The sequence below is a fragment of the Pelagimonas sp. KU-00592-HH genome, assembly GCF_040369695.1.
Classification (GTDB): domain Bacteria; phylum Pseudomonadota; class Alphaproteobacteria; order Rhodobacterales; family Rhodobacteraceae; genus Shimia.
The window spans coordinates 141,997-163,433 of sequence record NZ_BAABWM010000005.1 but is presented as its reverse complement, the minus strand read 5'-3'; the positions used below and the strand labels follow the sequence as shown (position 1 = coordinate 163,433).

The following is a 21,437-nucleotide window of genomic DNA, read 5'->3' as shown; positions in this document are numbered from 1 at the left end:
CACAAAAAATTCAAACATCCTTAAAAATAAGGCGCATTGGGATTTCAGAGCCTGTGTTTACGCCTCTGCCCCCATGAAATTTGCGGGGCTCAAGCCGCATGTTCTGCCCAAATCGCCAAAGAAGCCGCCGAGTCACCGTTTCCGGAAGGAGAATCCATGAATCATTTCCCGGAATCGCCGACGACTCGGGGCGATTATTTGTTCGAACGCCCCACGTAGCCCGCGAGCACCTGGAGAATCTTGTAGGCCGTTCCCGCATCATTGCCGACAACCGCGAGGAATTCTTCCTCACCCAGACGCAGCGCCTTGAGATCACTGCGCACATACATGTCGAGCGCGCGCTTTTCTTTGCGCACCAGCGCCAGTTCCCCGACCAGAGTGCCCGGCCCCGACACGGCAATGACATCACGCCGTCCGGCATCGTCGCTGAACAGCATTTCCGCTTCGCCCTCGAGAATGAGGTAAGCACCATCAGCGGCGTCATCCCCGCGATGGAACACGTAACCACCGGCTGCTGCCTCGAACCATTGCGCACCAAACGCCAAAAGGCGCAGTTGCTTGCGTCCCAATCCTGAAAACAGATCTGTCGAGACCAACGCCCGCATCTTCTTTTTCAGGTCGGCACTGGCCGCGTTGTCGTCGGTTTCCGAAGACATACCACCGCTGTCCTTGATCCGTCCGTGTTCGATCTCGACGGTGAGGTCGAACTCTTCTGGCTGGGCATGTGTTTCTTCCAGGAACAGGATCGTGGAGTTCGGGAGCAGCTTGCGGATGTTCCGGATGATCTCGCGGCATTCCTCCGGATCGTCCATCGCCAGACAGCCATCCAGGATCAGGACGTCAGGGCGCTTGACCGCCGCCCGCCCGACCGACAGGGGTTCGACAAAGGCCGACGGGAGACCGGCGCCACCGATCCCGGTCGGAACCGTGAACAGAAGTTCGGCCACGTTTGGCTTCAGCCCTTCATCAATCAGGACACGCGCCACGACATCGCGGACCTGCTCTCCCTTGCCACCGGAACTTGTGGAAAGGGTGCCATAAATCGCGTTCTCAAGCACACTCAGCCCGGGAGAGAAGGTGTTTTCGTTCAGAGGCTCAAAGGAGTCCGAAACCCAGCCTTCCAGCTTGACGCGCTGTTGATGGCGCAGATCAAGGATCATGTCCTTCAACTCGTCCGAGAAGGCCGGGCCGATCTGCTCGGCCGAAACCTCGAAGGGAAGCGTCAGCATCTTGATCTGATCTTCGTGGTCCAGCGCATCCAGCCCGCTTTCCCGGCTTTTCTGGACGAGATCGACCTTGGTACGGAAATCATCCGGGTCAAGGCCAAGGCGTCGGAACAGCGGGTGTTCGGTGCCGTCGACTCCGAAGGTGAGGTTCAGCATCTCGATCACTTCCTGCGACAGGCGCAGCATACCCGCAGACAGCCCGATTTCGTTCAGCAAGTCGAGAAAGTCGCTGACCGTGGAATGGCCATAGTCGATGGCATCCGTCTTGGGTGTCGCGAAGAACAGGTTCGCCGACACTGGCAAAGCAGGGTTGTAGACCTCGGGGTCAAAGCGGAAATACGCCTTGTCCAGCCCCTCCTCACGCAGCGCCTCCCTGACCTTCGGGCGCAAGGCGACAAGCATTTCCGCCAGTTTGGGGTGATCAACCTGCTGGAACGTCTGATCAAGCCCACGACGGAACATAGCGTTTCCGGATCCGATTGCCTCCATCACCTGAAGCCACCAGTCCCGCACATCCGCACGGGTTTCGCCACCCGCGATCTGGGGATTGACCCAGTCGGCGTACCAGGCATCCGTACTGTTGCCCGAGCGTTCGGACTCCACCGCGCGGTGCTGTTCTTTGGCCTGTTTGTCTTCGGGGATATCCAGCGGGCTTACCGGCGTGCTGCGCAAAGGCATCATCACGTTGTCGCCGAAGCTGCCTTCGAAAACATAAGGGGTCATCTCGGCATAGCCGACACGTGTGGAAATCACCATCTGGTGCAGCTTGTTGAGGTCCTCGCCCCCGATACTCACACTGCCCGAGACCGGAACAACCTCGCGCGTGAACAGATCAGCGAGAGCGCGCCGTTCTTCCTGATCTGCGGCCGAGACAGCAACCAAGGTCCCTTTCGGCACATGTTGGGTGATTTCCTCAAGAACCGCGTCGCCATTGTGATCGACAACCGTTACTTTGCGCAGGTCAATATCCCCATCCAGATGGGGGATTTCCTCTGGCCCCTCATCGAAAAGTTCTTCATCCACCATACCCTGCGGATTGAAACGATCGATGATCAGATGCCAGCGTAGCGACAGGTCCTGTACGCGGTTGTAGTAGTTCAGGAGTTCCTTCCACGGCGAGGACAGATCCTTGTACGCGGCCAGCGCCGCGACGAGCGCGCCAACGGAAACCTGCCCCTTGATGGCGAGATAGCCACCAATCGAATAGAAGAACAGCGGTGTCAGCTGGTTGATGAAGTTGTTGAGGAACTTCATGAAGAATTTCTTCTTGTAGATCGTCAAGCGGATGTCGAACAACGTGCCGAGACGCCGTGTGATGATCAAAAGGCGATGACGCCAGCCAACATTCGAGCGCAAGGTGGGGGCACCAGACGCCGTTTCGCCGATTTCAGCAGCGAGGTGACGCACTTCCTTGATGCGCTCCTTGTTGTAGAGGTTGATTTCACGCTGCAACTTGGGGATCAGCCAGGCCTGCAGGGGGATCAGCGCACAGGCCGCCACCCCGAACCAGAAGCTTTGTAGGAACAAAAAGGCAAGGATGGTGAGCATCTGACCAGCCTGAAGGACCGGCAGGCTGATCGCGTCGCCCATCATGCCGCCCATCGGCTCTGCCTCGGAGGTGATCATCGAGACCATTTCACCCTGCGAAGTCCGCTTGAGGTAGGGCTGCGGGAAACGCATGATCCGGGAAATCAACTGGAACCGGAAACGGCGCAACATCCGCTCGGACAGGATGCCTTTGAGCGTATTGATGCGCATCTTCGTGAGACCATGCCCCAACACGGAAATCAGGAAAGCACCGCACAGCAGCATCAGGAAGGTGACCTGATCGAATTCGCGATCAAGCCACTCGACGTAAATGAACGACTGATCCGACGAAATCGCATCGTTAATGATGCGCTTGGGCAGTTCAAGCGTCAGATACAAAAGAGGAAACAGACAAGCCGTCAAGATCAGGAGGAAAAGCTGATCCCGTTTCGAATACTTCCAAATAAAGGAAAAAAGTGAGCGTTCTATGACTGAAACTCCTGTGCCTCCCGGCCGGTGAATTGCCGACCTGTCGGGATATCGACATCATGCTATCAATCCGCAAGGTGCCAAATCAAGCACTTGCCGTAACGTCCCCGCGTGTGTTTTGGCGCGCCAGCGCACAGGGTGTTTGCACCCCTATCACATTCCCGCTAGTCTTTCCCGCGTAACCGCTCTTCAAATGTGAGTTCCTGATGGACGGCACCCTGACTGTTCTGCTGTTATTGGCACTGATGCAAATCAAGCATCTGTTTGCCGATTTTTTCATGCAGACACCTTGGATGCTGACGGATCGTGAACGGTACATACACATGGGGCGTGCCGTACATGCAGGCATTCACTGCGTGTTTTCCATCCTTATCTTCTGGGCCTTCGGCACCTCGGCTGTCTGGATTGCCATTCTCGTTCTGTTTGAATGGGTGACGCATTTCCATATCGACTTCTGGAAAGCCAGCACCGGCGTCAAGAAGGGCCATACTCCGGCCGATGCAGCATTTTGGCGCGCAATGGGGACAGATCAGGCCCTTCACCATCTGACCAATATCGGGATGGCTCTCGTCTGGTACCTCTACGCGACCTAACGGCCAAACTCCGCGTCCGCCACCGCGGCTATGATACTTTCTGCCGACACGCCGAACACACGCGCGGTCCGCACGATACCGTTTTCATCCCTCTGCCGTGGCAAGACCGCCAGTTTGAGCTTTGCTCCCACTGGAACCGGCGCCATGAAGCGTACCTTCAGGCTCTCGATGGAACCGGCCTTCAATCCGCGATCCAATGCGGCCTCAATAACGCCCGCAAAGAACATGCCCGGCACGACAGCGCCATCCAGCCCAACCAAACGAGCCTCCGTGTCGTCAACATGGATGGGGTTGGGATCATTTGCCAATTCCAAGTAATGCCTGACAGCATCCGCCGCGAAAGCGGAGGTTTCGAACCATACCATCTCGGGATGTTTCTGCCGTTCGGTAAACGCCGCCCCCTTGAGGTTCACCATCACCTCGGGAGGAACAAACTTCAAACGCGTTTGCATCTCTCCGGCGGGCTCTCCCGCGACGGACCAGCGAAAATCGAAAACCCGCCCCGAAGACACCTCGGTTGTTGCGACCTCAAGGGTCAGGGTGTCATCCGGCCTGAGCGAGCGCAAAACCCGAAAAGACTGGGTCTCGTGAACAACGCCCTGCCCTTGCGGCGGTACCATCTTTGCGGCCACCTCCTGCAAGCCCGGATGCCCCAGAAGAAGCGCGGGACTTGTCAGGGGAACGGGCTGCGCCCCATCAAGCATGTCGTTCAACAGGGACGACAGGGCCACAACGGCCTTGGCGTTTATCCTGATTTCCGAAAGCGTCAGGGCCTCAGCCATCGAAACGTTTCAGAATGACCGAGGCGTTCACACCGCCAAAGGCAAGCGAATTGGACATCACCGCCCCCGTGTCGATCGCGCGCGCCGTGTTGGCCACGGGATCAAGGCCGATCTTCGGATCAATTTCGTTGAAATTGATGGTCGGCGGGGCCGTCTGTTCCATCAGCGCCTTGGCCGCGACGATCAGTTCAATCGCGCCAGCCGCACCAAGGGCATGGCCGTGCACCGGTTTGGTCGAGGAGATCTCGACACCTTCGAGATCAGCGCCAAAAACTTCGCGCAACGCGCCGGTTTCCGTCACATCATTGGCGACGGTCCCGGTTCCATGCGCATTGACATAGCCGACATCGGACGGTTGCAGCCCGGCATCCTCCAGCGCAAGCTGCATGCACTTGGTGGCGCGCTCGGGATCGGGGCGCAAAAGGTCTCCGGCATCGGAATTGGTGCCAAACCCTGCGATTTCGCACAGGATCGTGGCACCGCGGGCCTCCGCGCTTTCAAGCGTTTCCAGCACCAGCACCCCAGCGCCCTCGCCAAGGATCATCCCGTTGCGATCTTTCGAGAACGGGCGGTTCTTGTCTGCGGTCATGACACGCAGCAGCTCCCAGACGCGGAACACACCGTTCACCAGACAAGCCTCGGACCCGCCGGCGATACACCGTTCCATCGCCCCGCCCTTGATAAGCTGATAGGCAAGCCCGACACCCTGACTTCCGGAAGAACAGGCCGTGGAGGGACAATAGATCGGCCCCTTGGCGCCAAACTCCATGGACACCCACGAGGCGGACGCGTTGTTCATGATCTTCGGCACCGACATCGGATCAAGCCGCATGGAGCCGTCTTTGCCGAAAGCGAGATAGTTGTCATCCAGCGTCTTGGCGCCGCCAAACCCCGAGCCGATCACGACGCCGCACCGGTCATCAATGTCGTCACTCTCGAGGCCCGACTGGGCAATCGCTTCCCTTGCGGCGTGAACCGCATAGCTCGCCACGGGGTCGCGCATCCGGTGGCCGGACTCTGCAAGCAGCTGTGCAAGGTCTTCCGCAGTCAGCGCCGCAGCTGTTCCGACCCGCTGTTGCGGGAGATCGGGAAAATCGACCGGACGCACACCTGATTTGCCGTTAACCGCTCCCTGCCAGAGTGCATCGACACCCAGACCGCAGGCGGAAACCGCACCCATTCCCGTAACGACAACCCGTCTCACGCGGTTTCGTCTTTCCGATGTTCCTCGATTTTGCCCTGCGCGAGGTCAAGAAGGTCCTGCACGGTTTCGACGTCGGTGAGTTCGTTGTCGACGGAAATGTAGACGCCGTATTCCTCTTCCAGCGCCATTAGGATCATCACGAAATCCGCGGATTGAATGTCCAGATCCTCAAGGCGGCTCTGGGGTGTGATGTCAGAGATGTCGACCATCCCCTCACGTGCAACCAGTTCCAGAAGCTCTTGTGAAAGATCGCTTTTTTCCGTGCCCATGTCTTTCCTTCCCTCGGCGGAACGGCGTCGAAATGTGACGCTCTTTCCCCGAGCTTAGGCAACCCCGCCGCATTTTTCCAGCAAGAACCGCGCGTCAAAACGACAAACCGTGCCCCGAGGGGCACCGCGAAAATCAACGTCGGTATTGCGTCGGTATCGTGACGGTATCGCGGAGGTGCGAAATTGCCTACATGCCGGGATCGACGGGCTCCGAGGCTGGCCCGCCACCCTCTTTCCAGTCGCTCAACCCGCCAAGGTTGAAGACCTCGCCATAGCCCATGTCCTTGAGCAGCTTGCCCGCAAGCGCGGCGCGACCGCCAGAGGCACAGTGCAGGATCACCGCGCGATCCTTCTGCAACTCGGGATCATGAAACTGGGTCGCGGGATCGGCACGGAATTCGAGCATCCCTCGCGGGATGTGATGCGAGCCCTGCGCCCTGCCCTGCATCTGCAACTCGGGGGCGTCACGCACATCCAGAAGCAAGGCGCCCGCCTCGATCCTGGCCATCGCATCCGCCACGGAAATCCGCGGAACGGCGGCATTGGCCGCTTCCATCATCTGAGCCACGGTGAGGGCCATCACATCTCTCCTTTTGAATCTGTCACTTTCACCCTAGCGGGCAACAGACAGGTTGCAAGCCGGAGGAGATGAAGTTTGGGTGAAGTTGGGTTGAGTTTGCGGCGTCTCGGAACGCTTGGGCACCGCTAAGAAACCGGTGACTGAAAGGCCCCCATTACTTGGGACGATCAAGTGCTACCTAGAAAATGCGGTAGGTAATTTATTGAAAATCCCAAAATCCAAAATCGCCTAACCTTTGGATTGCCCTCATTCGAACACTCGAAATGAAAATGAAGATTTAGACTTGGATGGCGAAGACTTGAATTCGTAGGCAAAATACACTTTTTTGAGATCAACTTAAAATTGTTATATGGCGATCTAGTGTTAATAAAATCTCTGCAAGAATACCTAGATTGGGTTCAGAAAACCGCCAAGCGGCAGAAAATGAGGGGCAAGGCCGCACTAGGAGAACGACTTCTGTTTCGGGGGCATAGTAACAAATCTTTTTCGGCGTCACCGTCTGTCTTTCGAACACCTGAGTGGGCACAAGCCGAGGACAAGATGTTAAAGCAACTGCTCGCCAGACATCCTAATGATTTTGAAAGAGACCGGACAGCCCTAGAAAAGATGGTCCGAGCACAGCACTACGGCTTACCTACTAGGCTTCTAGATGTTACTAGGAATCCACTTGTCGCACTGTATTTTGCGTGCTCTTCGAACAAGCAAAATGAAACGAGAGAGGCCACAGGCGAAGTTATCGTTTTTTCACCCTCCTCCAAGAGGCAGAAGTACTTTGATAGCGATACAATCAGCTGCCTTACGAACCTTGGTTTTCTGTCGTCGGAGCAACGTGAATCTTTACAAGCACACTTGTTGAAGACTTATGAGGAAGCCTTCGTAGCGTTTCCTGCAGACAAAGACGAATTTCAAAAGAGATGGGCTGATTTGTTCAATGATGCAGAGAAAAACGAAAATATCCTAAGACTGAGTCAACTGGTCTCGCAAGAGCGTCCTGGCTTCCATCCCAAGATCAATCCAAGAGATCTAGCAAATGTATACGCGGTAGTGCCAAGAATTCTGAATAAGCGTATCGCGGCCCAAGATGGGGAGTTTCTGGTCTATGGATTCGATCTTTCACCGGAAGATCATTTTTTTGTAGAGAGCATTGAGCTTCAGGAAGTTTATATATCGGGGTCAAAAAAAACTCAGATTCTGGAGGAACTCCGTGCTCTTGTGATTTCGCACGAAAACCTATTCCCAGAAATCAGTAATTCAGCAGACTTCATCAAATCGAGTTTCGCCAAAAAGTGAGTTGAAATGCTCTGGCTAAGCTCTTGTGATCGATCGACTAGTCTCAGAACTAAGGCACTTAGTTCCTAACCAAGAACTCTTGGATCAAGCTGCTTTGCACAAATCTTCCTGTGCTTCAAACCGGATCACCCCGTGATCCGGATCGCACCCGACCCCGCCCCCCAGGGCGGGTGCGATTTCTCAGCGGTTCGCAAAACGCAACGCCTTGAAAGAACGATAGGCCATGCATTGCCGAGAGCCGCCCTCGGGATCGGGCGCGATCCTCATATCACTGGCACAAAAAAGGCCGCTCTTGTGAGCGGCCTCTGAATACTTGGCGATTGCTATGGATCAATCATCCATCTTCAACGCAGAGATGAACGCTTCCTGCGGGATGTCGACCTTGCCGAACTGGCGCATCTTCTTCTTACCCGCCTTCTGCTTGTCCAGCAGCTTGCGTTTCCGCGTGGCGTCGCCGCCGTAACACTTGGCGGTCACGTCCTTGCGCATCGCCGAGAGGGTTTCGCGGGCGATAACCTTGCCGCCAATCGCCGCCTGGATCGGGATTTTGAACATGTGACGCGGGATCAGGTCCTTGAGCTTTTCACACATGGCACGGCCCCGCATCTCGGCGCGGTCGCGGTGGACCATGGTCGAAAGCGCATCCACCGGCTCGTCATTCACGAGGATCGACATCTTCACCAGGTTGTCCTGACGATAGCCCGTCATCTGGTAGTCGAAGGAGGCATAGCCCTTGGTGACCGATTTCAGACGGTCGTAGAAATCGAAGACCACCTCGTTCAGCGGCAGGTCATAGACGACCATGGCGCGGCTGCCGGCATAGGTGAGGTCTTCCTGAATACCGCGGCGGTCCTGACAGAGTTTCAGAACGTCACCCAGATATTCGTCAGGCACAAGGATGGTGGCCTTGATGCGCGGCTCTTCCAGGTGGTCCACGTGGGTCAGGTCAGGCATGTCGGCGGGGTTGTGCAATTCGCGCATGGAGCCGTCACGCATGTGGATATGGTAGATCACCGAGGGTGCGGTGGTGATCAGCTCGATGTTGTACTCGCGTTCGATCCGGTCGCGGATCACCTCGAGGTGCAAGAGGCCAAGGAAGCCGCAGCGGAAGCCAAAGCCCAGCGCCGCCGAGGTTTCCATCTCGAACGAGAAAGACGCGTCGTTCAGGGCCAGCTTGTCGATGGCGTCACGCAGGTCTTCGAACTCGGCGCTATCAACGGGGAACAGGCCACAGAACACCACCGGCTGGGCCGGTTTAAAGCCCGGAAGCGCCTCTTCGGTGCCGTTCTTATCGTTGGTGATGGTGTCACCGACGCGGGTGTCACGCACCTGTTTGATCGACGCGGTCAGGAAACCGATCTCGCCCGGACCAAGGCTGTCGATCATCTGCATTTCGGGGCGGAACACGCCGACGCGGTCCACATGGTGGATCGAGCCGTTCGACATGAACTTGACCTTCATGCCCTTCTTGAGCGTGCCATCCATGATGCGCACCAGAACGATCACGCCAAGGTAGGCATCATACCAGCTGTCGACCAGCATCGCCTTGAGCGGCGCATCCAGCGTGCCTTCGGGCGCGGGCAGTTCCTTGACGATGGCCTCAAGCGTTTCGCGAATGCCGACGCCGGTCTTGGCCGAGACCTGGATCGCGCCGGTGGCGTCGATGCCGATCACGTCTTCGATCTGTTCGGCAACGCGGTCACAATCCGAGGCCGGCAGGTCGATCTTGTTCAGAACGGGCACGATCTCGTGGTCGGCGTCAATCGCCTGATAGACGTTGGCAAGGGTCTGAGCTTCCACACCTTGCGTCGAGTCCACCACCAGAAGCGAGCCTTCAACCGCCTTCATGGAGCGCGAGACTTCATAGGCAAAGTCAACGTGACCGGGGGTGTCGATCAGGTTCAACACATAGGTCTCGCCGTCATCGGCCTTGTAGTCGATGCGCACGGTGTTGGCCTTGATGGTGATGCCGCGCTCGCGCTCGATGTCCATCGAGTCGAGCAGCTGTTCCTTCATGTCACGATCCTCCACCGTGCCCGTCTCTTGGATGAGGCGGTCAGCAAGGGTGGATTTGCCGTGGTCGATATGGGCCACGATCGAGAAATTGCGGATTTTGTTCAGCTCAGTCATAGTGGCGGGATATGGATTGGAAAGTGGATTTGGTCAAGGTGGGTTGGGCTCTGAAAACGCTTTATGTCGTCTTGGTCCTGATCGCGGCCGGCTGGGCCATGGATTTGACCTACGAATTCAGCGGGAACGGTGGCACGCCCCTGCCCTACATCGCCTATTGCGCTGTTCTGCTCGTCGGGGCGCTGCTAGATGATCTTCTAAGAAAGTCAAAGGGCAAAGAGTAACCTTCCAAATCGCGCGCAACGCGGTTTTGCGTGTCTCGTCTCTCTCGGTCTCATGCTGATCGTTTAGCCCCGGACCCTGGGTAGGGTGGAGCACGGGCTGGTTGGTGCCTAACCCCTCAGTCGGTTTGCGGCGAGCGTGGACAGTGCCGCCATCACCGCCGCGGTGAAAAGGCAGAGCGGCAGGCCGCCGAGTTGATAGCTGACGCCGGATAGAAGGGTGCCGAGCAGGCGGCCCGCGGCGTTGGACATGTAGTAGAAGCCCACATCCATCGTCACCCGTTCCCCCGTTGTGAAGGCGAGGATCAGGTAGGAGTGTACCGATGAGTTCACGGCGAAGACGAAGCCGAAGACCAGAAGCCCCGCCACAACGATCGCCGTGAGGCCCGGCAGGTCGGCCCAGACGGCGGCGGCAAGGGCCAGTGGGATCAGCGTCAGAACCCCCACCCAGACCACGGCCTTGTGCACGATCTCGGGCGTGGAGCTGGTCGCGGCCTTGAGGAGTTTCGGCGCAAGGCCCTGAACGAAACCATAAAGGATGATCCAGACCGCCATGAAGGTGCCGATGATGAAAAAGGCCGCGCGGTTGCCCTCTTCCGAGCCATCCGACAGGACGGCGTAGAAATAGATCGGGATGCCGACCACGAACCAGACGTCGCGCGCGCCGAACAGGAACATGCGCGCTAGGCTCAAGCGGTTGACGTTCTGGTCCTTGGAGAAGACCTGGCTGAACTTGGCGGATTTCTTGCCCTGCGGCAGCCCCGACGGCATGAAAAGCGCCACGCCGATCAGGATTACGGTCAGCACTGCGGCCATCACCCAGACAGAGGTCTGGAAGCCCCAGACGGCGAGTAGGACCGCGCCCAGCAGGAAGCCCACGCCTTTCACGGCATTCTTGGAGCCGGTGAGGATGGCCACCCATTTGAACAGCCCCCCCTCGCCTTCGGGGGCGAGCAGTTTCACGGCAGATTTCGCCGACATCTTGGCAAGGTCCTTGGCCACGCCGGAAAGACCCTGAACCACCATCACGAAGACCACCGAGGCTGCGAGGCTCCAGCTGGGATCAAGCTGGGCCAGGGCCACAAGGGCCACGATCTGGAGCCCAAGCCCCGCATAGAGCGTTGACGTCAGGCCAAACCGCGCCGCCAGCCAGCCGGCGGACAGGTTGGTGACCACGCCCATGACTTCGTAAAGCAAGAACAGGTAGGCCAGTTGCACGGGCGAAAACCCGATGGTGTGAAAATGCAAAAGCACCAGCATCCGCAGCGCGCCATCGGTGAGCATGAAAGCCCAGTAGGCGGCGGTCACCGTGATATAGGCGGCAAGCCCCTCGGGTTTGGCCTTTGGGGATGGGGACGCGGGGGCTTGGCTCATGTCAGTCTCAGTTCATGCGTCGAAACTCGAGATCGCGCATGGCACCAATCGGGAACATGACAAGGCGGCTGCCGGTTTCATGTACGATCATGCAGCGTTCGAACTCGGGATCGTTGAAGGATTTCAGGATCAGGGCGGGACCATCCCCGTGGGCGCCATCGCAGGTGGCTGCCCAGGTCATCAGGGAGGTGTCGGTGATGTTGTTGTTGTAGAACTCTTCGAGAACCCCGCCATAGACGAGGATCTGGTAGGCGGAATCCTGGGTTGACCCCCACATGCCCTGCAGCGCAGCCCGCCATGAGGCAAAGCCATCGCCCCCGCCAACCGAGAAATCCCGAATGGTCACGTCAGCCGTGAGACCGCTATAGCCCATCATGTCCCCAGTGATCGTCACCGGCGTGTTGGTGGGCAGCGGCATCAGCTGTTCCAGCATCCACATGGGTGTCGGATCGCCAGAATTGGCCACATAGCGCCAGCCGTCTGCATGGATTTCGCATTGGGCGGTCACGTCAAAGATATCACAATGGCTGAGCACGCCGCTGATGGTGTAGGGCTCGCCATGGGTGCCCGGCGCGGCCAGCGGTTCGGGGCGTGGGGGTTTACCTGGCGTTTCGGCGGTCAGGTTGAGGGTAAAGCTCTTTGCGTCCCCCACCTCCAGCTGCCGGAACTCGGACCGGTCATAGCCACGCGCGCCGCATTCCTTGTCACCGGCGATGGTGAAGGCCGCCGGAGAGGTGCAGAAGAAGTACTTTTCACCGGGCCAGGAATACACATCCGAAGTGACACGGTAATAGTAGTAGCGATTGGTCAGATCACTGCCTTCCACAACCGAACAGTCATACGGGGGGATGTTCCACCAGCCCTCGGACGTCCAGACGCCGCCATCATTGTAGCCGTAGGCAAAGCTGGCCTCGGCGTCGGTTTCATTACAGACCAGCAACTCGGCGTGGGCCGGTGCGGCAAGAAACATGGCGGGCAGGATGAGGTGGCGGAACATCGGTGTCCCCTTTCGGCTTGGATCAGAGAGATGCCACCACCATACGCGTCACATCCGCCAATCGCCAAGCATAGCCCCACTCATTGTCGTACCAGGCATAGATCTTGACGTGGGTGCCGCCGATCACGCGGGTCGACATGGCGTCAACGATGGTCGAGCGTTCGTCGTTGGTATAGTCGCAGCTGACAAGCGGGCGGGTCTCGTACCCAAGGATGCCTTCAAGCTCGTTTTGCGAGGCCTGTTCGAGAAGCGCATTCACCTCTTCCGCGGTGGTTTCGCGCGAGACGTTGAAGACAATGTCGGTGAGTGACGCATTCAGCAGCGGCACGCGCACGGCGTGGCCGTCGATCTTGCCATCAAGGTCGGGGAAAATCTGGATGATCGCCTTGGCGGACCCCGTGGTCGTCGGGATCAGCGAGTTCAACGCCGAACGGGCGCGGCGCGGATCCTTGTGGGCGCGGTCCACGATGGTCTGGGTATTGGTGACATCGTGGATCGTGGTGAACGATGCCTGTTCGATGCCAAGATGCTCGCGGATCACCTGAACGACGGGGGCGATACAGTTGGTGGTGCAGGAGGCGGCGGTGACAACCTTGTGCGCCTCTGCGTCAAAAATGTCATGGTTCACGCCATAGACGATATTGGCCACATCGTCTTCCTTGACCGGGGCAGAAACCACGACCTTTTTGACACCCGCATCGAAATAGGGTTGCAGCTTGGCGTTGGTCTTGAAGGCGCCGGTGCAGTCGACAACAAGGTCGACGCCCAGTTCCTGCAAAGGCAGCTCTTCCAACTTTTTCGTGGCGGTAAAGCGCATCTTCTGGCCGTCAATGGTGATGCTGTCCTCATCAAAGGCAAAGTCCGCGCGCCAGCGGCCGTGCACCGTGTCGAACTCGAGAAGGTGGGCATGCAGTTCCGCGTCGCCCATACCATCGTTCAGAAGCACGATTTCGGCGTCGAGACCGAGATCAAAGAAGCTGCGGATCACCAGTTTACCCATGCGGCCCAGGCCGTTGATGGCGATTTTGGTCATGTCAGTATCCTACGTTTTCGTTGTGTCGGGAACGGGTCCCGCAAGGTATTCAGGAAGAAGGGAACCAGCCCTTGGTGCGATTGGCAAAGGCCACCAGCGACAGCATCACCGGCACCTCGACCAGAACGCCGACCACGGTGGCCAGCGCGGCACCGGAGCCAAGGCCGAAGAGCGAAATGGCGACGGCAACGGCTAGCTCGAAGAAGTTCGATGTCCCGATCAGCGCGCAAGGCGCGGCGACGTTGAAAGGCACTTTCCACAGTTTCGCCGCGCCATAGGCGACGAAGAAGATGCCATAAGACTGGATCAACAGCGGGATCGCGATCAGCAGGATCACCAGCGGGCGATCCAGAATGACCTGCCCCTGAAAGCCGAACAGCAGAACCACGGTGACCAGAAGGCCGGTGATCGAGAAAGGGACGACACGAGCCTTGAAAGCATCGACCGCCGCTTCGCCACCCTGTTTCACAAGGCGACTGCGGGTGATCAGGCCCGCGCCCAGCGGCAGCAGAACGTAGAGTACAACCGACAGGATCAGGGTTTCCCACGGCACGGAGATGTCACTCACGCCAAGCAGGAAGGCGACGATGGGGGCAAAGGCGAAGACCATCACCACATCGTTCACGCTGACCTGGACTAGGGTATAGGTGGCGTCTCCACGGGTGAGGTTCGACCAGACAAAAACCATCGCCGTACAGGGGGCCGCGCCGAGAAGGATCACACCGGCCAGATAGGCCTGTGCGTCATCGGGCGGGATCAGCCCTGCGAAGACATAGTTGAAAAACAGAACCCCAAGCGCGGCCATGGTGAAGGGTTTGATCAGCCAGTTCACCACCAGCGTGATGACAAGCCCCTTGGGACGTTCGCCAATATGCGAGAGCGCGCCGAAATCGACGCCCACCATCATCGGGTAGACCATCGCCCAGATCAGCACCGCAACGGGCAGGTTGACCGAGGCCACCTCCAGCGAGGCCAGAAAGGCAAAGAAACCGGGGATCAGGCTGCCAAGAACAAGGCCGGCAAGGATCGCCAGTGCCACCCAGAGCGACAGCAGCCGCTCAAAGGTGCCAAGGCCCGCATCTGCTTGGGAAATATCGCTCATTCTGCCTCCGACAGGTTGGTGTTCTGGCCGATTTCGTCCAGCTGTTTCTGCAACGACAGCGTGTCGAGGGCGTCGATCGGCAGGTTCACGAAAATGGAAATCCGGTTGCGCAGCATCCGGTAGGTATCGTTGAAGGCAACCGCCACCTCGGCGGCATTGCCACCGTCCAGAGCCTTGACCGGATCGGCAACACCCCAGTGGGCCGACATCGGCTGACCGGGCCAGACGGGGCATTCTTCCGCCGCGGCCTGATCACAGACGGTGAAGACAAAATCCATCTCGGGCGCATCCGCCGTCCCGAATTCGTCCCAGGATTTGGACCGCGCAAAGCCGGTGTCGTAGTTCAGACGCTCCAGCAGCGCGAGGGTTTCGGGATGCGGTGCGCCAGAGGGGTGCGCACCGGCAGAGAAGCCTTTGAACCGGCCCATCGACTCGCGGTCGATAATAGCCTCGGCCATGAGAGAGCGCGCCGAATTGGCGTTGCACAGGAAAAGTACGTTATAGGTCTTGTCAGTCATCGGCCCGATCCTTTCAGCAGCTACAGGCAATGTCTTCGATCAAGGGCTGGCACAGATCGGGGCGGCCACCGCAGCAATCCTGCAACAGGAAGCCAAGCAGACCACGCAGACCGTCAGTGTCAGCAAAGTAACGGATCGCCCTGCCCTCGCGCGTGTTGCGCACAAGACCAGCGCCAAGCAGGACAGACAGGTTTGCGCTCATCGTGTTCTGGCGCACGTCCAAGGCCTCGGCGATTTCACCGGCCAGCATGCCCGCGTCGCCCGCCTCGATCAGAAGGCGAAACACATCAAGCCGCGTCGGTTGACTTAGGGCCGAGAAGGCGGAGAGGGCATTTGTCTTATCCATATTTCATGATTTATTGAAATGTGATTTGACCCGCAAGCAGGGATTGCGCGATTTCGGTGAAAGTTTTGTGAAAGCCGATATGCACTCCAATCATTGACTGATCGGTTCACCTGCCTACATGATCTCTGACGCAACAGGAGTTTCATCATGCGGATCAATGCAGACTTTTCCCAACGTGTGGTCGTTCGCCCGGAAAACCGTGAATGGGTCAAATCCCCTGCCAACGGTGTCGAACGCATGATGCTTGACCGGATCGGCGAAGAGGTGGCGCGGGCAACAACGATTGTCCGCTTTGCCCCGGGGTCGCGGTTTGATGCCCATACACATGGCGGCGGCGAAGAACTCTTTGTGCTGGAAGGTGTCTTCTCGGATGAAACCGGCGACTATCCGGCTGGCACCTATGTGCGTAATCCGATCGGCACATCCCATACCCCGCACACAGACGACGGCTGTACGATTTTCGTGAAACTTCACCAGTTCGATGCCGACGATCAGGACCAGTTCCACATCGACACCACCAAGGCCGACTTTCGCCCGGGAAGTGTTCCCGGCCTGTCGGTGCTGCCTCTGCATTCCGTTGCCGGTGAAAACGTCGCCCTTGTCCGCTGGGAGCCGGGCACCCGCTTCACCCGCCATCGCCATTGGGGCGGGGAGGAAATCCTTGTGCTGGAGGGCACATTTCAGGACGAACACGGTGACTATCCCGCTGGCACATGGCTGCGCAGCCCGCATATGTCGGAACACACCCCATTCTCAGAGGATGGCTGCCTGATCTATGTGAAAACAGGGCACCTGACGCCCGACGCCCTACCGGCCTAGCCGAAAACGTCCAGCGGGCGATCTTCGAGCATGGTTTCCATCGAGAAAAACCCCGTGACGGTTTCAAGCTCGATCCCGGTGGTCAACCGTTTGTAGACACTGTCGTAGCCCGCCATGCCGCGGGTCACGACCTTGAGCATATAGTCCCAGTCCCCCCCGATCCGGTGCATCTCGGCGACTTCGGGGATGCGGGCGACATGGGCGCGAAAGGCTTCTATCCACTCGTCGGAATGGGTGCGGGTGCGCACCATGACAAAGACCGTGAGATCAAGGCCAACCTTGCCCGCGTCGACACGACGACGGGTGCCCAGCAGCACCCCCGCCTCTTCCAAGCGTTTCAGACGACGCCAGAGCGCATTCTGGGACAGGCCGACTCGGTCAGCAAGCTCGCGTTGCGCCAGCGAACCGTCCCTTTGGGTGATGTCGAGGATACGACGATCAATCTGATCCAGCTTTTCCATCATATTCGATCAAATGACACAAATTTTGTAAAAAATCAATCAAACTCAACCAACATGCACCAGCAATCCACCCATAGTGTTGCACCACATCACTCACGGAACACGAAAGGTGCCCTATGCCGTCCACGACCTCGCCACTCACCCGGTTCAGGAACACCCTTCAGGGTGAGGCTGATCCGATCGCATCCCTGGTGGCCGGGCAGATCGGCAAGGGCACCTTCATCGAAACCCCGTTCGGGCGCAAACCGCTGATTTACGCGGATTATATCGCGTCGGGCCGCCCGCTGCGGCAGGTCGAAACCTTTGTGATGGAAGACATTCTGCCCTTCTATGCCAACAGCCACACCGTCGATTCCCACTGCGGCGCGACCATGACCAACATGCGCGAAGAGGCCCGCGAAGTGATCGCGGCCCATTGTGGCGGCAACACGGATGAACACGCGGTCATCTTCAGCGGCTCGGGCGCAACCTCGGCGCTCAACCAACTGGTGCATTTGCTGGGATTGCGGGATGCAACCCAGCGGGGCGAGAAGACCTTTGTTCTGATCGGGCCTTACGAACATCATTCAAACATCCTGCCGTGGCGCGAAAGCGGCGCCGAGGTGATCGAGATTGCCGAGGCCCCCAACGGCGGGCCGGACCTTGCACAGCTGACGATGGAACTTGCCCGTTGCACCGTTGAGGGGCTGGTGGTGGCGGCTTTCTCTGCTGCCTCGAACGTCACGGGTGTCTGCACCGATGTGGCCAAGGTCACGCGGCTGGTGAAAACCTATGGCGCGGCGATGGTCTGGGACTATGCCGGTGGCGGCCCCTACCTGCCGATCTCCATGGCGCAACCCGGCGGTTTCGAGATCGACGCCGTGGCGCTGTCACCGCACAAGTTCATTGGTGGCCCCGGCGCAAGCGGCGTTCTGGTGATGCGTCGGGACGCGGTGAAAACCGCCCTGCCCAGCCGCCCCGGCGGCGGCACCGTCGCCTTTGTGAACGGCGACAGCCACGACTATGTCACCCGTCTCGAGCAACGCGAGGAAGGCGGCACGCCGAATGTGATCGGCGACATCCGCGCCGCGCTGGCGATGATCGTGAAAGAGGTTATCGGGCAGGAGGAAATCTCGGCCCGGAATGCCGGGAACGCAGGGAAGGCTTTTGCCGCCTGGGGTGACGTTCCCGGCATTGAAATTCTGGCCCCCGACCGGCAGGATCGCCTGCCCTTCCTGAGCTTTGTGCCGTGCGGTGCAGATGGTCAGCGGATGGACTACCGCGCCTTTACCCGTGCTTTGTCCGACCGGTTTGGCATTCAGGCGCGCGGCGGGTGTTCCTGCGCGGGGCCTTACGTGCACAGCCTGATGGCGATCAGCGATGCCCAATCAGCGCAGATTCGCGAAGACATCCTCGCGGGCGATGGCAAGACCAAACCCGGTTTCGTGCGGCTGAACCTCAGCTACCTGATGGATGACGAGACGATGGACTATATCCTGAACGCCGTCGTCGAACTGGTCTCGGAACAGGCCGACAGCAAGGCCGCCTAGAGCGTTGTCTTGCGATACTTGAAGGCACCTGAGCCGCGCGCAATCACCTCGCCGGTTTCATCAAGAATGGTGGCCTCGGCAAAGAACGTCGAGGCCCCGCCCCCGACCTTGCGCCCCTCGGCGATCAGCAGTCGCCCCTTGGGCCGGCTCAGGAAATTCGTGGTGAGCGACAGGGTCAGCGCCAGCTTCTTGTGCGCAGGATCGCCGGTGAAACAGCCTGCATATCCCATGACCGTATCCAAGAGCGTGGCATAGACCCCGCCGTGCGGCAGGCCTGCGCGGTTGCTCAGGTAATGTTCGATCGGCAACTCAAGGCGCGCGTGATCCTCGCCCCAATGGGTCAGGTGAAACCCGAGGTGTTTCTGAAGGGCATAGGGTGTTTCATCGAGGGCGGGGTCGAGTGGTGTCATAGAAGAAGTGCGTCTCTCAGGAGTTTTGTGTCAGGGACTTGAGGCCCAGCAGGATGGCGGCACCGATCATGAAACCGCCGCCGATGCGTTCGATCCAGACCTTTGCACCGCCCTTGAAGCGCCGCGCGATCCAGTGCGCCCCCGCGCCATAGGCAGACAGGAACATGCCGTCCAGGGCGATATAGGTCAGTGACAGGATGAAGAACTGAAGCCAGAACGGGCCATCGGCCTGGATGAATTGCGGAAACAGGGCGGCGAAGAAAACAACCGCCTTGGGGTTGGCGGCTGAGGTGATGAACCCCTGCCCCCAGAGCGCCGCCAGAGAGGCGCGCGGGCCATCGCCGTGCACACCCGGATCATTCGGACGCGCCTTGAGGATCATCCGGGCGCCAAGCCAGATCAGATAGGCAACACCGGCCCACTTGATGATCGAAAGTGCATTGGCCGACGCCGCGATGATCGCGGCAAGGCCGAGACCCGCCGCCAGCATCTGGAGCGCATTTGCAGTCAGGTCACCTGCGGCCGTCGACAAGGCACGTCGAAACCCATGCGTCGCGCTGTTGGACAGCATCAAGAGCTGGCTTGGTCCGGGGGTGCTCATGAGCGCCAGAACCGTTGCCACGTAGATCAGCCAGGTATCAAGTGTCATCTCTCAGTTCCTTCCCGTGCCTTGAGGTGCCTTGCCAGCCAAGCACAGAAACCGCCGCATTCCCAGCCCCTTGCCTAAACGGCCGTCAATCCGCCATCCAGCGCGATGGACTGGCCCGTCATGAAGGAATTTTCAGGGGCGCAGGCCCAGAGCATCGCCTGAACAATCTCTTCCGGCTGGGCGACGCGGGCCATGGGAATGCGTCCCGCGATGTGGCCAAGCGCCTGCTCGCGGTTCATCCCTCCACGTTCGCTGACTTGAGCCGCCATCTCCTCGACCAGCGGCGTGACCGTAAAGGCGGGACACAGCGCATTCACACGGATGTTCTTGCGGGCATATTCGTCTGCTGCGGCCTTGGTCAGACCAATGACCGCGTGTTTGGCAGCGGCATAGGCCGAAAGCTGGGCCGCGCCCAGCAGGCCGGCAGCGGATGATACATTCAGGATAACCCCCTTGCCCGCCTGCAACATCATCGGCAACTGCGCCTTCATGCAAAGAAAGACACCGCGGGCATTGACGGCATAGTTGCGATCGAAGGCTTCGACCGGCAACAGGTGCAGCGGGGCCAGATCATGCCCCATACCGGCATTATTGATGCCCACGTCCAGCGTGCCAAAGGTCTGCGCGATGTTGGCCGCATGGGCCGCGACCTGATCGGCGTCAGAGACATCGACAACATCCGCGATCACCTCGGTGCCATCCGCACGCAGCGCCTCGGCAACCGCCTCCAGCGCGTCCCCCGAAATATCCGACAACGCCAGACGTGCGCCCTCGGCGGCAAACCTTTCCGCGGCCATCTTGCCAAATCCGCTTGCGGCACCGGTGATCATGACCACCTGGTTTTCAAAACGCTTATCCATGTTTCGCGGCCTCCAGACCCGCGTTGGCAAACAGCGGCACATAAGCGCCCAGCTTTCCTGCGCGCTCCGGGTCGGATGCGTTGCCCTCAAGACCCCGTTTCTTGACCCCTTGCAGGATCGCGGCCATGCGGAAAAAGCTGAAAGCCAAGTAGAAGCCGAACTTCTCGATCCCTGAAAGCCCCATGCGTTTGCAATAGGCCGCAACGAATTCCTGATCCGAAGGAATGCCCAGCGCCTTGCGGTCCACGCCCTGCAAACCGCGCCCTGCCCCACCCGGCGGCATCTGCCACTGCATGATCATGCCGGCAAGGTCGGCGTAGGGATGGCCAATGGTGGACAACTCCCAATCCAGCACCGCAACGCAATCACTGCCGCCCTCGGCAAACAGCATGTTGTCGATACGAAAATCGCCATGCACCAAGGTGCGTTTGCCATCATCTTCGGGGACATTGGCTTCGAGCCAGGAAATCAACGCGTCCATGGGGGGCACTGTTTCCGTTTCCGAGGCGCGATACTGCTTGGTCCAGCGGCTCAGCTGGCGTTCGAAATAGTTACCCTCGGGGCCATAGTCGGCAAGGCCAACAGCGGCGATATCAATCGAGTGTATCGCCGCCATGACGCGATTCATCTCGGTATAGATCGCCGTACGACGTTCGGCGTCCAACTCCTCAAGGCGCGGGTCGTCAAAGTTCTCGCCCCGCACCCGCTCCATCACGTAAAACGCCGAGCCGATCACGTCGTCGTCTTCACATAGGACATGCATCTGCGCGACCGGCACATCGCTGCCCGCCAGGGCGCGTTGCACACGGAATTCACGATCAACGGCGTGGGCCGATTTGAGCAGGATGCCCGGCGGCTTGCGGCGCAACACGTATTCACGCGAGGGCGTTTTCAGCAGGAAGGTTGGGTTTGACTGCCCGCCCGCGAATTTCTCGGCGTCCAGTGGCCCCTCAAAGCCCTCAAGGTGATCGGAAAGCCATGCTGCCACGGCCTGCGTGTCCAATGTGGTCGCGTCCATAAGCGTCTCC

Annotated in this window: 22 protein-coding genes; 5 read left to right on the top strand and 17 right to left on the bottom strand. The window is 59.0% G+C overall.

The window, feature by feature from the left end; translation table 11 throughout:
* Positions 1-194 precede the first annotated feature (194 nt).
* Positions 195-3,152, bottom strand: coding sequence for an ABC transporter transmembrane domain-containing protein (locus tag ABWV42_RS18960; RefSeq protein WP_353341545.1), 2,958 nt, complete (start codon positions 3,150-3,152; stop codon positions 195-197).
* A 296-nt stretch (positions 3,153-3,448) separates the two neighbouring features.
* Here ABWV42_RS18960 and ABWV42_RS18955 point away from each other — a divergent pair, with 296 nt between their 5' ends.
* Positions 3,449-3,835 (top strand): DUF3307 domain-containing protein, encoded by a 387-nt coding sequence (locus tag ABWV42_RS18955; RefSeq protein WP_353341544.1) that lies wholly within the window; start codon positions 3,449-3,451, stop codon positions 3,833-3,835.
* Here ABWV42_RS18955 and ABWV42_RS18950 read toward each other — a convergent pair.
* The 4 genes from ABWV42_RS18950 to ABWV42_RS18935 all read right to left on the bottom strand — a co-directional run bounded on the left by ABWV42_RS18950 (position 3,832) and on the right by ABWV42_RS18935 (position 6,670).
* Entirely contained in the window at positions 3,832-4,617 is a 786-nt protein-coding gene (locus ABWV42_RS18950; protein ID WP_353341543.1) for a MaoC family dehydratase, read from the bottom strand. The two genes, ABWV42_RS18955 and ABWV42_RS18950, sit on opposite strands and share 4 nt — an antisense overlap.
* Positions 4,610-5,821, bottom strand: coding sequence for a beta-ketoacyl-[acyl-carrier-protein] synthase family protein (locus tag ABWV42_RS18945; RefSeq protein ID WP_353341542.1), 1,212 nt, complete (start codon positions 5,819-5,821; stop codon positions 4,610-4,612). Before ABWV42_RS18945 ends, ABWV42_RS18950 begins: the two co-directional genes overlap by 8 nt.
* Complete coding sequence (locus ABWV42_RS18940) at positions 5,818-6,090, bottom strand: acyl carrier protein (RefSeq protein ID WP_353341541.1); 273 nt, start codon at positions 6,088-6,090, stop codon at positions 5,818-5,820. Before ABWV42_RS18940 ends, ABWV42_RS18945 begins: the two co-directional genes overlap by 4 nt.
* Before the next feature lie 187 nt (positions 6,091-6,277).
* The gene (locus tag ABWV42_RS18935; protein WP_353341540.1) at positions 6,278-6,670 is read right to left on the bottom strand and encodes a rhodanese-like domain-containing protein; all 393 of its coding nucleotides are present in this window, start codon (positions 6,668-6,670) and stop codon (positions 6,278-6,280) included.
* Between the two features lie 423 nt (positions 6,671-7,093).
* Here ABWV42_RS18935 and ABWV42_RS18930 point away from each other — a divergent pair, with 423 nt between their 5' ends.
* Positions 7,094-7,960 carry an FRG domain-containing protein gene (locus tag ABWV42_RS18930; protein WP_353341550.1) on the top strand — a complete coding sequence of 289 codons (867 nt, stop codon included), beginning with the start codon at positions 7,094-7,096 and terminating at the stop codon, positions 7,958-7,960.
* 330 nt (positions 7,961-8,290) lie between these two features.
* On the opposite strand, the gene lepA is transcribed toward ABWV42_RS18930, so the two are convergent.
* Entirely contained in the window at positions 8,291-10,090 is a 1,800-nt protein-coding gene (lepA, locus tag ABWV42_RS18925) for a translation elongation factor 4 (protein ID WP_353341539.1), read from the bottom strand.
* A gap of 11 nt (positions 10,091-10,101) precedes the next feature.
* Here lepA and ABWV42_RS18920 point away from each other — a divergent pair, with 11 nt between their 5' ends.
* Complete coding sequence (locus ABWV42_RS18920; protein WP_353341538.1) at positions 10,102-10,314, top strand: hypothetical protein; 213 nt, start codon at positions 10,102-10,104, stop codon at positions 10,312-10,314.
* Between the two features lie 108 nt (positions 10,315-10,422).
* On the opposite strand, the gene arsJ is transcribed toward ABWV42_RS18920, so the two are convergent.
* The 6 genes from arsJ to ABWV42_RS18890 are packed head-to-tail and all read right to left on the bottom strand — an operon-like array spanning position 10,423 to position 15,681.
* Positions 10,423-11,685 (bottom strand): organoarsenical effux MFS transporter ArsJ, encoded by a 1,263-nt coding sequence (arsJ, locus tag ABWV42_RS18915; protein WP_353341537.1) that lies wholly within the window; start codon positions 11,683-11,685, stop codon positions 10,423-10,425.
* 7 nt (positions 11,686-11,692) lie between these two features.
* Positions 11,693-12,682 carry a DUF1036 domain-containing protein gene (locus ABWV42_RS18910; protein ID WP_353341536.1) on the bottom strand — a complete coding sequence of 330 codons (990 nt, stop codon included), beginning with the start codon at positions 12,680-12,682 and terminating at the stop codon, positions 11,693-11,695.
* Between the two features lie 22 nt (positions 12,683-12,704).
* Positions 12,705-13,715 carry an ArsJ-associated glyceraldehyde-3-phosphate dehydrogenase gene (locus tag ABWV42_RS18905; protein ID WP_353341535.1) on the bottom strand — a complete coding sequence of 337 codons (1,011 nt, stop codon included), beginning with the start codon at positions 13,713-13,715 and terminating at the stop codon, positions 12,705-12,707.
* 49 nt (positions 13,716-13,764) lie between these two features.
* Complete coding sequence (arsB, locus tag ABWV42_RS18900; RefSeq protein WP_353341534.1) at positions 13,765-14,817, bottom strand: ACR3 family arsenite efflux transporter; 1,053 nt, start codon at positions 14,815-14,817, stop codon at positions 13,765-13,767.
* A complete protein-coding gene (locus tag ABWV42_RS18895) occupies positions 14,814-15,335 on the bottom strand; it encodes an arsenate reductase ArsC (RefSeq protein WP_353341533.1) in 522 nt (173 codons plus the stop codon). Before ABWV42_RS18895 ends, arsB begins: the two co-directional genes overlap by 4 nt.
* A 13-nt stretch (positions 15,336-15,348) precedes the next feature.
* Positions 15,349-15,681 (bottom strand): ArsR/SmtB family transcription factor, encoded by a 333-nt coding sequence (locus tag ABWV42_RS18890; protein ID WP_353341532.1) that lies wholly within the window; start codon positions 15,679-15,681, stop codon positions 15,349-15,351.
* 147 nt (positions 15,682-15,828) lie between these two features.
* Here ABWV42_RS18890 and ABWV42_RS18885 point away from each other — a divergent pair, with 147 nt between their 5' ends.
* Positions 15,829-16,500, top strand: a complete 672-nt coding sequence (locus ABWV42_RS18885; RefSeq protein WP_353341531.1) for a cupin domain-containing protein — start codon at positions 15,829-15,831, stop codon at positions 16,498-16,500.
* On the opposite strand, the gene ABWV42_RS18880 is transcribed toward ABWV42_RS18885, so the two are convergent.
* Positions 16,497-16,964, bottom strand: coding sequence for an Lrp/AsnC family transcriptional regulator (locus tag ABWV42_RS18880; protein WP_353341530.1), 468 nt, complete (start codon positions 16,962-16,964; stop codon positions 16,497-16,499). The genes ABWV42_RS18885 and ABWV42_RS18880 overlap by 4 nt on opposite strands.
* A 113-nt stretch (positions 16,965-17,077) precedes the next feature.
* On the opposite strand from ABWV42_RS18880, the gene ABWV42_RS18875 reads away from it, so the two are divergent.
* Positions 17,078-18,490, top strand: coding sequence for an aminotransferase class V-fold PLP-dependent enzyme (locus tag ABWV42_RS18875; protein ID WP_353341529.1), 1,413 nt, complete (start codon positions 17,078-17,080; stop codon positions 18,488-18,490).
* Here the strand turns inward: ABWV42_RS18875 and ABWV42_RS18870 are convergent.
* The 4 genes from ABWV42_RS18870 to ABWV42_RS18855 all read right to left on the bottom strand — a co-directional run bounded on the left by ABWV42_RS18870 (position 18,487) and on the right by ABWV42_RS18855 (position 21,427).
* Positions 18,487-18,900: a PaaI family thioesterase gene (locus tag ABWV42_RS18870; RefSeq protein WP_353341528.1), complete on the bottom strand. Its 414-nt coding sequence runs from the start codon at positions 18,898-18,900 to the stop codon at positions 18,487-18,489. The genes ABWV42_RS18875 and ABWV42_RS18870 overlap by 4 nt on opposite strands.
* 16 nt (positions 18,901-18,916) lie before the next feature.
* The gene (locus ABWV42_RS18865) at positions 18,917-19,549 is read right to left on the bottom strand and encodes a LysE family translocator (RefSeq protein ID WP_353341526.1); all 633 of its coding nucleotides are present in this window, start codon (positions 19,547-19,549) and stop codon (positions 18,917-18,919) included.
* Between the two features lie 74 nt (positions 19,550-19,623).
* Entirely contained in the window at positions 19,624-20,409 is a 786-nt protein-coding gene (locus ABWV42_RS18860) for an SDR family NAD(P)-dependent oxidoreductase (protein WP_353341525.1), read from the bottom strand.
* A complete protein-coding gene (locus ABWV42_RS18855; protein ID WP_353341524.1) occupies positions 20,402-21,427 on the bottom strand; it encodes a phosphotransferase family protein in 1,026 nt (341 codons plus the stop codon). Before ABWV42_RS18855 ends, ABWV42_RS18860 begins: the two co-directional genes overlap by 8 nt.
* Between the last annotated feature and the right edge of the window lie 10 nt (positions 21,428-21,437).